Here is a 12,229-nt window from a genome sequence, read left to right as displayed (position 1 = left end):
AATTTCACCTCATATTCTTCTACAGAATACTTTACCAAAAAATTAATAATTGTTCTATTTTTTAACTTATCATAAATGTTATAATTTTCTTATAGTAATCTAATGGTTTTCTAACATTAGAAATTAGGGGGTCGATCTTCTTGAAAGTGCTAGTTGGCTCAATCTTAATCATCCTTCTTTTATTATGCGGTATATGGCTTCTTCTTTCTCCCACATTTGAAAAAATTGGTGAAAAATCAGCTAAAGTTAAAAATATTTTAAAGGATAAGGAGGACAAAAATAATGGAAATCCGTCCAAATGAAAAAAAGAAATCAATTTTCAATCGTAAACTAATCGGAGGAATCATCGCAGGTATTGCACTGCTCTTAATCGCAACAATCCCAACATTATTTATTGAAAAAATTACCCCTGGTTATGTAGGTGTTGTTTATTCACCAAATGGAGGAATACAGAAAAATACATTATCACAAGGTTGGAATTTTGTTGGTTTATTCGATAAAGTTACCGAATATCCTGTCCGACTTCGTACTGTCGAATATAAAGATGTTGCATTAGCTACTTCAGACGGTAAAAGGATTGAAATGGATTTATCTTATACATATAAAATTGATCCTTCTAAAGTAGTATCGATGTTTAACGAGTTCGGACCTGTGTCAATCGAAGAAATTGAGGATACATATTTAAAGAAACGATTACAAGATGCCGCACGAATTGCCGTTTCAAAATACACAGTTTTACAATTATACGGTGAGAGATCAAGTAATGCCTCAGCTGATATTGAAACGATTTATAAAGACGATGTAAAAGTACTTGGTTTCTTTGTTGAAAATTTAACTTTAGGAACACCAAAACCAGACGCTAAAACACAGGATGCAATTGATGCACGTGTTCAAGCTGCCCAAGAAAATGATCGTAAAAAAATCGAACTAGAAACAGCTAGAATTGAAGCAGAAAAGAAAAAAGTAGAAGCAAAGGCTGATGCAGATTCACAACTAATCCGAGCACAAGGTCAAGCAAAAGCGAACCAAGTAATCCAACAATCGTTAACGAATGAATTAATTGAATACAAAAAAGCAGAGAAATGGGATGGAAAACTCCCTACTGTCTCAGGCAGTAGTTCAAATATTATTCAATTCCCACTTGATCCTAATAGTGATAAAGAATCAAAAAAATAACTATTTCTCTCAAAAAACCTGGCTTTGGCTAGGTTTTTTATTTTCAAAATCAATTTCTTTGCTTTTCCACCTATTTCCTTCTAATCCAAACTCTTTGGCATATATTTATTAGAGACGAATATCTACGATTAATGGAAGGAGATAAACTGGATGCAAATTCATGTTGTAAAAAGTGGAGAAACAGTTATGAGTATTGCAGATTTTTATGGAGTCCAACGCCAATCACTCATTAATTCAAATGCTCTTGTAGCTCCTTATAAAATAATAAAAGGTCAATCGCTTGTCGTACCAACTACAGGTAACGAATATTTTGTCCAACCTGGTGATAACTTATATGATTTAGCTTTAACTTACGGTGTTACATCAAGTCAAATAGCAACTTTAAGCGGAATTAGTCCGTATGCATCATTACATGTCGGTCAAAAGCTACATCTTCCACCACGAAAAAAAAGAAATATTGAATCAATTGGTTATTTACAACCTACTTCAAACCCAATTAAACCTGCACTTGAAGAAGCAGCTCGAACAGAAAGCAAGTTTTTAACCTATTTAGCACATTTTAGCTTTGATGCAAAAAGAGATGGCACACTAACAGAACCACCACTTGGTAACATTCCTCAAATCGCTAGAGATAATCGCTGTATTTATATGATGGTTGTCTCTAATCTTGAAAATGGACAGTTTTCAACATCACTAGCAACCGACATCCTACAAAGTCCGGCAGTTCAAGATAAATTGATAAATACAATTATTAGTACTGCTAATAAATACGGATTTAGAGAAGTAAATATAGACTTTGAAGACGTTGCTGCTACTGATCGTGTAGCTTATATAAATTTTTTAAATAAAGTTAAATCTAGGCTACCTCAAGGATTTATATTAAGTGCTACTTTAATACCAAAAACAAGTTCAACTCAAAAAGGTAGATTTTACGAAGCGCATGATTATGCCAACATAGGAAAAGCTGTGGACTTTGTTGTAATCATGACATATGATTGGGGTTGGCAAGGCGGCCCTCCTATGGCCGTATCACCGATTGATCAAGTTCGAAGAGTAATCCGCTATGCAAAGACCGTTATTCCTGTACCAAAAATAGTCATGGGTCAAAATTTATATGGATTTGACTGGAAAGTGCCATTTAAACAAGGTACGATGGCGAAAGCATTAAGTGCTGAAGCTGCTACTAATTTAGCAATCCAAATGACAAACGAAATTCTATTTGATAACAAAGCAAGAGCACCTCATTTCCGGTATACAGAATCAAATGGTCAAAAACATGAAGTGTGGTTTGAAGATGCAAGATCAATTCAAGCCAAGTTCAACCTAATAAAAGAAGAAAAAATACGAGGGATTTCGTATTGGAAATTAGGATTACCATTTATTCAAAACTGGGAGCTTCTTGAAGCTAATTTTAATATCGTTAAAAGAGCATAAATAAAAGCTAGGTATTTATGAGGTAACTCTAAATACCTAGCTTATTTTTAATTAGTCATTTGTATTATTAAATGCTTGTTCGTCTCTTAGTTCACTTTCTAATGCTTCCAAAGCTACCTCGCGACGTTGATTTTTCGCCAATACATTTTGACGATCTTGTTCATTTCCAAATTTCATTGAAGCCTCTGCTTCTTTCATATTTTCCTTCGTATGATTAATCATATTTTGGATTTTATTTGCATTATCACTACGATCATCTGGATTTGGTGTATGTTGTGTTTGTTCCATCATTATTCACTCCAATTCAAAATGTTTTTTGATATTACCCATTATCTACAATTGGTTGTTTGCCAGTAGGATCTTTATACTGCATTTGTTTTCCCTTATTCCCACCAGCTGCTTTGTTTTGAGTACCGATATGATTAGGTACAAAATCTTTAGGATGTTTTTTTGGATTTCCCATCTTTTTCGCCCCCCTAGCGATAGTATTAGTTTTGTTGCTCTAAATATGTAATAGGAAATTAAAATAATCACCAATTTTGACAACAAAAAAAGAAGGAAATTATTCCTTCTCGTGTATAAACAAAAATAGACTAATTTACTCCGCTTTAGCTTTTCTTTCCAAACGTTCTTCTAGACGATCATATATTTTATTTAAAGCTTCTTCATCATTTAATAGTGAATTTTTATTTTCAATAATTAATTCCTGAAACGATTTATGTCTTTTCTTTCTCAAAACAATCACCTCTTCTTTTTATATTAGTATTGCCAAAAAAAAGAGTTTTCTTACATTTTAGTAAATTTTTCTTATTTTAAAAATGCATTTAATTGTTTTTCAGTTAATGGTCCAATTTGCTTATAAACTACTTCTCCATCCGGATTAATAAAGTATGTAGTTGGGATCGAAATCACACCATATTTACGAAAATTATCACCGTTTTCATCAATTAAAATTCTATAATTCATACTATTTTTATTTACAAAGTTTTTAATAAAATTTAAATCTTTTTTCTCTCCAATATAATCAGCAACACCAATCATTTCAATATCCTTATGTTCTTGATGGAATTTTTCCAATGCTGGTATCTCATCCTGACAAGGAGGGCACCAAGTAGCCCAAAAGTTTAAGATTACTTTCTTCCCTTTGAATGAAGATAAATAAACCTTCTTTTCATCTAAAGTCATCAATTGTATATCAGGTGCCTGCTCTCCAACTCGAACACCTAATTTTTGAATTGAAGCAATATAAGCATCATTATTATTACTAACTTTTTTATCTTCTTCATTTTTCTCAACTAATTGAAAAATTGAATAGCCAAAAGCTACTAAAAGTAGTAGCAAAGGAATTACTTTTTTCATACAAATCACCCTTTTAATGAACTATCTCTATTTAACCATAATAAATACAAAAGTGGAACAAGCTCGCATTTCTTCTTAAGATGATCTTAATATAAAAACACTTATTTACTATTTTTTACAGGGTGTCACCTGTTAATTCGTAATTTTTTTATCGATTTAGTTCATTTTAGAGTATGGCTGATTGTTTATATTCTGGATTTTTCTGTTTTAATTCCAATTTCTCCACTAAAAAAAACACGGTCCAATAAAGACCGTGTTTTCAATAAAAATTAATGAGTTACTTTAGAATTATTTAATTTATCACGTAATACCATTTGTAAGATCCCACCATGACGGTAGTAGTCGATTTCAACTTCACTGTCGAAACGAGCAACTACATCAAATTCAACAGTTGTATTATCTTCTCTTGTTGCAATTACTTTTACAAGATCACGTGGTTTAACATTCTCATCTACATTAACAGCAAATACTTCTTTACCTGTTAATCCGTATGTTTCAGCATTTTCGCCATCTTTAAATTGAAGTGGTAAAACACCCATTAATACTAAGTTACTTCTATGAATACGCTCAAAGCTTTCAGCAAGTACTGTTTTGATACCTAAAAGATTTGTTCCTTTAGCAGCCCAGTCACGAGAACTTCCCATACCGTAGTCATTTCCAGCTAAGATCATTAATCCAGTACCATCTTCTTTATAACGCATTGCTGCATCATAAATTGACATTACTTCGCCAGTTGGCCAGTAAGTTGTATATCCACCCTCTGTACCTGGAGCGATTTGGTTACGAATACGGATATTAGCAAATGTACCACGCATCATTACATCGTGGTTACCACGACGAGAACCGTATGAGTTAAAGTCTACTGGTTTTACGCCTTTACTTTGTAAGTAAAGTCCTGCAGGAGTTGTTTTACCGATTGAACCAGCTGGTGAAATGTGGTCAGTTGTTACTGAATCACCGAATTTACCAACGATTTTTAAACCAGCTAATGGTTTTACAACGCCTGGCTCTTTTGATAATCCTTCAAAGAATGGTGGATTTGCGATATAAGTTGATTCGCTATCCCATTTGTATAATGAATCATCAGTCGTTTGAATTTCGTTCCAACGTTTGTTATCTTCAAATACTCTTTCGTATTCTTTTTTGAATAATTCAGGAGTAACTGTCGATGCAACTACTTCTTGAACTTCAGCAGATGTTGGCCAAATATCTTTTAAGAATACATCTTTACCATCTTTATCTTGACCGATTGGCTCAACTGCGAAGTCGATATTTACATTACCTGCTAATGCGTAAGCAACTACTAATGGTGGTGATGCTAAATAGTTACCTTTAACTTGAGGATGAATACGTCCTTCGAAGTTACGGTTACCAGAAAGTACAGATGTTACTAACATATCATTTTCAGCAATAGCTGCTTCCATTTCAGGAGCTAATGGACCTGAGTTACCGATACATGTAGTACAACCATAACCAACGATGTTAAATCCTAATTGATTTAAGAAAGGAATTAAGCCAGCTTCTTGTAAATATCCACTAACAACTTTAGAACCAGGAGCTAATGAAGTTTTTACATAAGCAGGTACTGTTAAACCTTTTTCAACAGCTTTTTTAGCTACTAAACCAGCACCTAACATAACGTATGGGTTTGAAGTATTTGTACAACTTGTGATTGCTGCAATTGCAACTGCACCAGTTTTAAAAGTTGTTTCCGTACCGTTTTCAAATTTAACTGTAACCTCTTTGTCTAATGCTTCCTCAGTTAAACCGAATCCTGCATTACCCATTGGAGCAGAAACTGCCTCTTGGAATGATTTTTTCATTTCAGATAATGGAATCAAATCTTGTGGACGTTTTGGACCAGAAAGATTTGATTCAATTTCAGAAAGATTGATTTCAACTAAATCAGTAAATGTAGGATCTTCTAAATCAGCTGTATAGAATAAATCATTAGCTTTGCAGTATGCTTCAACTAATTGAATTTGTTCTTCAGAACGACCTGTTAAACGTAAGTAGTTAAGTGCTTCAGCATCAACTGGGAAGAATCCACAAGTTGCACCGTATTCAGGAGCCATATTTGCAATTGTAGCACGGTCTGCTAGAGGCATGCTTTGTAAACCTGGTCCAAAGAACTCAACAAATTTATTTACAACACCTTTTTTACGTAAAACTTCAGTCACTTTTAATGCTACATCAGTTGCAGTTGTTCCACTTGGTAGAGAACCAGTTAATTTAACACCGATAACTTCTGGAACTGGGAAATATGATGGTTGACCAAGCATACCTGCTTCAGCTTCAATACCCCCTACACCCCAACCTAGAACTCCAATACCATTAATCATAGTAGTATGTGAGTCAGTACCTACTAATGTATCAGGGAATGCAACAACTTCACCGTCTTCATTTGTATTTGCATGTACTACATTTGCTAAGTATTCTAAGTTAACTTGGTGTACGATACCAGTTGCTGGTGGTACTGCACGATAGTTATTAAATGCTTTTTGAGCCCAGCTTAAGAATTGGTAGCGTTCTTCGTTACGAGAAAATTCTAAATCCATATTGAAATCTAATGCATCCGCTGAACCAGCTTTATCAACCATTACAGAGTGGTCAATTACTAGATCTACTGGAATTTCTGGATTAATTACTTCAGGGTCTCCACCCATATCAGCCATTGCCTTACGTAATGAAGCTAAGTCAACTACAGCTGGAACTCCTGTGAAGTCTTGTAAAATAACACGAGAAGGTTTAAATGGAACATCTACATCTTGTAGCTCGCTTGTTCCCCATTTTGCTAAATTTTCAACATGCTCTTTTGTAATTACTCTTCCATCTACTTGACGAAGAACTGATTCTAGTAACACTTTAATCGAATAAGGTAATTTACCGATTTTAGCTACTCCAGCTTCCTCAATTGCTTTTAAGCGATAATAATGATAAGTTTTATCGTTCGCAGTAAATGTCGAACGAGATTTGAAAACGTCATTTTTCCCCATGTTTTCTTTCCCCCTATTGCAAAAAAATGTCTGAATATATTAACTATCCAAACTTTTCAATACCTTACAATAATATATTATTACAATGTATATCATAAGTAAATAACAAGTAACTTATCATTTGCAATAAGTATTGCTTATGACCTTTTAAATCAAAGTTACGATAATTATCTTTACCCCATTAGAACAATGTTTATATCAAAATAATATAATTTAATTTTCGGTAATGTAATATGATATTTTTAATGCGTAAGAGTGTATACTTGTTGCCAAATTCATTGAAATGGATGCTATATGTAAAGATTAAAACAAACCCTGTACACTACTACTGATACAGGGTTTGAACCAATTTTATTTTTTACTTTTAATGGTTTTAATGAGATTTTACCTTTTCTTAATCAAATAATTTTGCCCAAGTTTTTGGACCTACTTTTCCATCTACGGTCAGTCCATTTTTCTTTTGAAAGTTTCTTACTGCCCGATCCGTTATTGGACCGAAAATACCGTCTGCGGTAATTCCTAATTCTTTTTGAACTAATTTAACATTATTTCCTCTTGAACCTGATTTTAATATCGTACCCGGATATGCTGGTGGTTTAGCTTCCACTACTTTATCTGTACCATATCCTTTATATTCGAATTGTAAATGTGGCTGATCTACAAAGCTATTCCAATCCCCACCCCATGTGAAGCCAATGGATTTAGCATATTTTATAGCAGATTTAAATGGTTCCGAGTTGTATGAGTTCCACCCTTCTTTACCATTTATAATTGGAACAAAATCTAATGCTTGACCTACTAGATGGTATGATTTTCTAGTTTGGGACTTACCATTATCAACTAATGCTTCTTGACGTTCTTTCGTTCGTGTCGTTTCGTAAATTAAAACATCGATATTGTTTTTTATACAATAATTGTACCATTTTAAAGCTGCTTGTTTTGTATTAGGAGCTAGCTTGTTTATGTTTGATAAATTTCTTTCGTGATAAGTTGGATTTTTCATTTTTGATTTCCCCTTTTCATCAATTTAAATAGCCAACCTACTTAGGAAGACTTTATCCTTAAGTAACGTACATCGCTTGCTTTCATACTTTTAACACTTCTAAATAAACCAACAATTCATACATATAAGCCAATATATTCACAAAATTAAATTTTCGATTGAATAAATAGTCCAAAAGGAATCGTTTTTTACAATAACAAGTCTTTAATCCTGTTTTTAGATGTGCTGTCAAAAAACTATATTGCCTTTCACATTTTTTACCAATTTAATTTTGGGTACTAAAAAAAATATGGGAAAGAATAACGGTTATAAAGGTCCGTTTTTAAACCAATTTCATCAAAAGGTTTTCTCGAAACGGCCGATATAAGGAGGAATAATCATGTCTAGACGTAAAAATAATTCTGGTAGCGGAATGTCAGCTTCAATCGAGCAAGGAAAAGCTGCAGGTTTTAATGAAGAAACTGCACAAGAACCACTTTCAGCTGAATATAAATTAAACAATAAAAAGACGAAAAAAAGACAATAAAAAAATAGCAAGCAATTTGGATGAATTGCTTGCTATTTTTTATAGTTTTTGATCATTACTCAACCTCATCTTTTCGCTTTCTTAATATGCCTTTGTTCAACGTAGATTGAGGCATTAAATAAATAATATCTCCTGTTCTTTTCGTATCTCTATTAACATTACTTTTTCTTCGATTATAGTATAGGAAAAAATTAATTACATTTTTTTGTCTCTTATTATATTGAACTTTCTTGAACAAGAGATAGAGTATGATCACACCCGAATATATAAGACAAACTGTTAGGACTTGCATAATCAGTATCAGTCTCCTCTTTCATTTTGACTATTACTAGTATTGGTCAAATTACTTGTTTCATACATCAAAAGAGTCAGACAAACTAAAAAAATTAACTTTTACTCTATTAATTTCTTAGATTTAATGTTGTTTGTCGTTTTTTATTATGAAAAATAATTTTCTCAACATTCATTTTTTACAATCAATATTCAATAAATTAGATCATAAGAAATACCTCCCTTTCCTTAACTTATTTATATATATGGAAAATGGTTATCGAAAATTATTAGAAAAAAATGATTAAAACGCTTTCAATTTTAAATTAGTAAATATTTCATTTTGGCATATTTTTTCGCTAACAACTAAAGCTATTCATAAAGGAAGGTGACAAGAATGGCGAACAAATCATCAAAAAGAAATAGCCCAATTGACCATGAAAGTGGACAACCAAAACCATTAAGTGGTTCTCATAAAGTGAAAAACCAAAATCATACAAGACAGAAAAAGCATAGTCACCACGATATGTAATTAAATTAGTTAGTGATAATGGAGGGTTTTAAATTGAAAAAGAAAAAAAGTACTTTTAATTCAAACTTTGATAAGAATATAAAGCCTGATGGACTTGATGTGGAGTATTCAGCGGAATTAGCAGATCACGATGACATTGAAGCACAAGAACGATCTGCTCAAGCAGATGCACGCGTAAAGAGAAAAATGTAATTTACTAATACAAAAAAGGTATGCGTATAGTTGGCGCATACCTTTTTAACATTATTTGTTTATTTCCGCATCAATTGCAGCTTTAATTGATTCTAAGCTAGGATTGTCCACTGCTTTACCATTTACAAAAATTGTAGGTGTTCCGTTCACACCATAATGGTTAGCAATGGCAACATCGTTAGCAACTTGTTTCATTACGTCTTTTTTGTATAAATCTTTTTTAAATTGTTTTTCATCTAAATCCGGAATAACAGATTTTGCAATGCTTGTTAGTTTATCAGGTGTTGCCCACGTTGTTGTTTCATCTTCTTGTTTTAAATAGAGTTGCTCTTGAAACTTCCAAAATGAATCTTTATAAGTTTTATAAACTACTTCTGACGCTAGTGCAGCTAAATTTGAATCTTTGGAAATAAACGGATAATTAATAAATGAAAAATTGATTAGACCATTATCGATATAATCGGCTTTAAGTTGTGGAAAAACTACTTCATTCCATTGAGCACAAATTGGACATTTATAATCTCCAAATTCAACTACTTCAACTTTTGCATCTTTATTGCTAAATGTTGGTTGGTTCTTTGTATCAAATCCATCAACTTTTACTTCATTTACTCCAGCAATTGTTGGGTATACTTCTTCAGTCTTTTTATCTTGCAATTTAGAAACTAAAAATAATGCTCCAACTAAAACAACAATTCCAACAAATACAGAAATAGCAAACGTTTGATTACCATTAGATTTTTTCTTTTTACTCATTAGTGCTATACTCCCCCTACAATTATGTACTTGTATATTATTGTAACATAAACGAAAGGAACCTAACTATTCATAACCATTGTGTAAATAATACTTAATTTTAAAATCTTTCAATTTTATATCGTGTTATTGAAATAACTTTTTAATTTTGACATAAATAAAAAGCATTTTTCAATACAAAGAAATAATTCTATTTTAAAATATACATTTTCTACTTATTCAATATATAAACTTATAATAAAAGATTAATGCAGGTTATGTTGCTAAGGCTAATGCTTTACTTTAGCCACTCTATATTCGCAAAAAAAATACCAGACACTTTTTAGCGTCTGATATTCTTCACTTAGTACACTTATTTTCTCAAAGTTTTTAATGCACCACTCCAAGCAACAACTTGCTCAAGCATTGCATTTACATTATTAAGATGTAATTCAGCTGGTTTGAAAGTAGTATAGTTTTCAAAATCGGTAAATAAAGAAAGTGTAGGGTGAACACGAACATCTGCAATCAATAGCTCACCCATGATCCCTCGTAAATGTTCAGCTGCACGGGCACCGCCAGTTGAACCATAACTAACGATACCTGCTGCTTTGTTATTCCACGCTTCACGAGCTAAATCAATTGCGTTTTTTAATGCCCCCGTTATACTGTGATTATATTCTGCAACGATAAATACGAATCCATCCAAGCTGTTAAGTTTTTCGTTCCAAGCTGCAATTCCTGGTTCAGTTCCATCAGTAGTGCCTAAAAAAGGTAATTGATAATCAGCAATATCTACAATTTCATAATTTGCATCTCCACGTTTGTCAGCAATTCCTTTAACCCATTCTCCCACTTGCGGGCTAACTCGTCCCTGTCTTGTACTTCCTAAAATAATACCTACATTTAAATTTGTCATTAATTTTCCTCCTTTTTCAGCTAATTTATTTTTTCCAAGTATTTGTGAACCAATTCCAGTTCTCTTGTTCTTTTTTCATTCAAGATCAAAGAAAAATTTTTGAGAAATGATTGGAACATTTTGGGAAAAACCTCGTTAAATACTACTCTTTCTTCATCAGGCTGTTGACATCAGTAACCTTCTATCATTTTGGTTTGCATGTCGTTTTACAAAGATCGCTTGGTGTATATCTAGTCACAAATCAAATTATATCCTTCAAACTTTTATATATACTCAACACTATTATTTTTTTTGGATTTTTTTACCACAAAATAATAATTTCTCTATACTATGTAAATACTCCTTTAAATTTATAAACTTTATCAATCTAAAAAAACATTTAGAAAATAGATAACTGAAATAAACTTTTTTAAAAATTTATAATCGGAGTAAGACAGACTTCAATATTTTACAAAGCAAAAAGCCAAGTCTACATTTCATTAAACTTGGCTTTCATTTATTAGTTATTTTTATTCACTAAAATAATCAATTCTTCATCAAATAGAATGTTAGAATTTAAATTTAAAAGTTCTCTTATAAAGGCTTTTGGATTTTCAAGGGTTAAAATGATTGGTTGAACTGACTCGTTAATATGAATTAATAAAGTAATTATTTCTTTATTTTTCCCATAAACTTCAACTAGTTGCTTAATTTCTGTAATGTCATTAACATTCAATTTAACAGTTAGAAAGCCTTTATGAATGATTATTTCATCTTTTATTAAAACAATATCACTTCTTATTAGGCGGAAAGCTGTAATACTTAAAACAATTACAACTACAGCGATTTGCAAATATGTCTTTAAATCATTTCCGTTTCCTACAAGCATCGATATTAACTTGTACAGAATGATTAGGAATATTGAACTTGCGGCCATATAAAATAAAATGCTTAGAAAAGTAAAGTGAGAAGAGAATTTTGTTTGGTTCACATTCTTTCGCCTCCTCTACGACTTTTTTCTTTATTTTTTCTACTATATGATTCAAATACATAAAATGAAACTAGTACATAAAAATAAATGGTCATTTTTTGACAAAAAAATATGTAC

15 protein-coding genes and 1 pseudogene are annotated in these 12,229 nt (G+C 32.0%); 6 read left to right on the top strand and 10 right to left on the bottom strand.

Translation table 11 applies throughout. The features are described 5' to 3' along the window. Positions 1–146 precede the first annotated feature (146 nt). The 3 genes from ACSBO6_RS08995 to ACSBO6_RS08985 all read left to right on the top strand — a co-directional run bounded on the left by ACSBO6_RS08995 (position 147) and on the right by ACSBO6_RS08985 (position 2,610). Complete coding sequence (locus ACSBO6_RS08995) at positions 147–302, top strand: DUF8570 family protein (protein ID WP_498844665.1); 156 nt, start codon at positions 147–149, stop codon at positions 300–302. After that, positions 283–1,176, top strand: coding sequence for a prohibitin family protein (locus ACSBO6_RS08990; RefSeq protein ID WP_098847993.1), 894 nt, complete (start codon positions 283–285; stop codon positions 1,174–1,176). Before ACSBO6_RS08995 ends, ACSBO6_RS08990 begins: the two co-directional genes overlap by 20 nt. Before the next feature lie 150 nt (positions 1,177–1,326). After that, entirely contained in the window at positions 1,327–2,610 is a 1,284-nt protein-coding gene (locus ACSBO6_RS08985; protein WP_098847991.1) for a glycosyl hydrolase family 18 protein, read from the top strand. Positions 2,611–2,661: 51 nt separating this feature from the next. Here the strand turns inward: ACSBO6_RS08985 and tlp are convergent, their stop codons facing one another. The 7 genes and pseudogenes from tlp to ACSBO6_RS08950 form a co-directional block, all read right to left on the bottom strand. Next, on the bottom strand, positions 2,662–2,898 hold the full coding sequence (gene tlp, locus ACSBO6_RS08980; RefSeq protein WP_098847989.1) for a small acid-soluble spore protein Tlp: 237 nt from the start codon (positions 2,896–2,898) through the stop codon (positions 2,662–2,664). Positions 2,899–2,932: 34 nt separating this feature from the next. Further along, positions 2,933–3,073 carry an acid-soluble spore protein N gene (locus ACSBO6_RS08975; protein ID WP_056476763.1) on the bottom strand — a complete coding sequence of 47 codons (141 nt, stop codon included), beginning with the start codon at positions 3,071–3,073 and terminating at the stop codon, positions 2,933–2,935. Positions 3,074–3,208: 135 nt separating this feature from the next. After that, complete coding sequence (locus ACSBO6_RS08970; RefSeq protein ID WP_098809171.1) at positions 3,209–3,346, bottom strand: FbpB family small basic protein; 138 nt, start codon at positions 3,344–3,346, stop codon at positions 3,209–3,211. Between the two features lie 71 nt (positions 3,347–3,417). Then, on the bottom strand, positions 3,418–3,969 hold the full coding sequence (locus ACSBO6_RS08965) for a TlpA family protein disulfide reductase (protein ID WP_098847987.1): 552 nt from the start codon (positions 3,967–3,969) through the stop codon (positions 3,418–3,420). Between the two features lie 269 nt (positions 3,970–4,238). Next, positions 4,239–6,965 carry an aconitate hydratase AcnA gene (acnA, locus tag ACSBO6_RS08960; protein WP_498844510.1) on the bottom strand — a complete coding sequence of 909 codons (2,727 nt, stop codon included), beginning with the start codon at positions 6,963–6,965 and terminating at the stop codon, positions 4,239–4,241. A 394-nt stretch (positions 6,966–7,359) separates the two neighbouring features. Then, entirely contained in the window at positions 7,360–7,482 is a 123-nt protein-coding gene (locus tag ACSBO6_RS08955) for a peptidoglycan-binding domain-containing protein (protein WP_407920498.1), read from the bottom strand. 18 nt (positions 7,483–7,500) lie between these two features. Continuing rightward, positions 7,501–7,968: pseudogene (locus tag ACSBO6_RS08950) on the bottom strand (M15 family metallopeptidase); the annotation flags it as partial. A gap of 379 nt (positions 7,969–8,347) precedes the next feature. On the opposite strand from ACSBO6_RS08950, the gene sspO reads away from it, so the two are divergent. The 3 genes from sspO to ACSBO6_RS08935 all read left to right on the top strand — a co-directional run bounded on the left by sspO (position 8,348) and on the right by ACSBO6_RS08935 (position 9,488). Then, entirely contained in the window at positions 8,348–8,494 is a 147-nt protein-coding gene (gene sspO, locus ACSBO6_RS08945; RefSeq protein WP_098847981.1) for a small acid-soluble spore protein SspO, read from the top strand. 667 nt (positions 8,495–9,161) lie between these two features. Continuing rightward, positions 9,162–9,296 carry a small acid-soluble spore protein P gene (locus tag ACSBO6_RS08940; RefSeq protein ID WP_098847977.1) on the top strand — a complete coding sequence of 45 codons (135 nt, stop codon included), beginning with the start codon at positions 9,162–9,164 and terminating at the stop codon, positions 9,294–9,296. A gap of 18 nt (positions 9,297–9,314) precedes the next feature. Then, complete coding sequence (locus tag ACSBO6_RS08935) at positions 9,315–9,488, top strand: YfhD family protein (RefSeq protein WP_098847974.1); 174 nt, start codon at positions 9,315–9,317, stop codon at positions 9,486–9,488. 51 nt (positions 9,489–9,539) lie between these two features. Here the strand turns inward: ACSBO6_RS08935 and ACSBO6_RS08930 are convergent, their stop codons facing one another. The 3 genes from ACSBO6_RS08930 to ACSBO6_RS08920 all read right to left on the bottom strand — a co-directional run bounded on the left by ACSBO6_RS08930 (position 9,540) and on the right by ACSBO6_RS08920 (position 12,112). Further along, positions 9,540–10,244, bottom strand: coding sequence for a DsbA family protein (locus ACSBO6_RS08930; protein ID WP_098847971.1), 705 nt, complete (start codon positions 10,242–10,244; stop codon positions 9,540–9,542). Between the two features lie 352 nt (positions 10,245–10,596). Continuing rightward, positions 10,597–11,142 (bottom strand): NADPH-dependent FMN reductase, encoded by a 546-nt coding sequence (locus tag ACSBO6_RS08925; protein ID WP_098847969.1) that lies wholly within the window; start codon positions 11,140–11,142, stop codon positions 10,597–10,599. Positions 11,143–11,641: 499 nt separating this feature from the next. Continuing rightward, a complete protein-coding gene (locus ACSBO6_RS08920; RefSeq protein WP_098847967.1) occupies positions 11,642–12,112 on the bottom strand; it encodes a hypothetical protein in 471 nt (156 codons plus the stop codon). Between the last annotated feature and the right edge of the window lie 117 nt (positions 12,113–12,229).

This window comes from Bacillus sp. AL-1R (genome assembly GCF_052180195.1).
Taxonomy (GTDB): domain Bacteria; phylum Bacillota; class Bacilli; order Bacillales; family Bacillaceae_G; genus Gottfriedia.
Note: the sequence above shows the minus strand (reverse complement) of the source record. Positions and strands in the feature narration are given on the sequence as shown.

What these genes read in the sequence shown, in the direction of transcription:
- acnA (WP_498844510.1), bottom strand. Translation starts at nt 6,965, where the DNA reads ATGGGGAAAAATGACGTTTTCAAATCTCGTTCGACATTTACTGCGAAC.
- sspO (WP_098847981.1), top strand. Translation starts at nt 8,348, where the DNA reads ATGTCTAGACGTAAAAATAATTCTGGTAGCGGAATGTCAGCTTCAATC.
- ACSBO6_RS08935 (WP_098847974.1), top strand. Translation starts at nt 9,315, where the DNA reads ATGGAGGGTTTTAAATTGAAAAAGAAAAAAAGTACTTTTAATTCAAAC.
- ACSBO6_RS08975 (WP_056476763.1), bottom strand. Translation starts at nt 3,073, where the DNA reads ATGGGAAATCCAAAAAAACATCCTAAAGATTTTGTACCTAATCATATC.
- ACSBO6_RS08990 (WP_098847993.1), top strand. Translation starts at nt 283, where the DNA reads ATGGAAATCCGTCCAAATGAAAAAAAGAAATCAATTTTCAATCGTAAA.
- ACSBO6_RS08930 (WP_098847971.1), bottom strand. Translation starts at nt 10,244, where the DNA reads ATGAGTAAAAAGAAAAAATCTAATGGTAATCAAACGTTTGCTATTTCT.
- ACSBO6_RS08940 (WP_098847977.1), top strand. Translation starts at nt 9,162, where the DNA reads ATGGCGAACAAATCATCAAAAAGAAATAGCCCAATTGACCATGAAAGT.
- ACSBO6_RS08925 (WP_098847969.1), bottom strand. Translation starts at nt 11,142, where the DNA reads ATGACAAATTTAAATGTAGGTATTATTTTAGGAAGTACAAGACAGGGA.
- ACSBO6_RS08965 (WP_098847987.1), bottom strand. Translation starts at nt 3,969, where the DNA reads ATGAAAAAAGTAATTCCTTTGCTACTACTTTTAGTAGCTTTTGGCTAT.
- ACSBO6_RS08985 (WP_098847991.1), top strand. Translation starts at nt 1,327, where the DNA reads ATGCAAATTCATGTTGTAAAAAGTGGAGAAACAGTTATGAGTATTGCA.
- tlp (WP_098847989.1), bottom strand. Translation starts at nt 2,898, where the DNA reads ATGGAACAAACACAACATACACCAAATCCAGATGATCGTAGTGATAAT.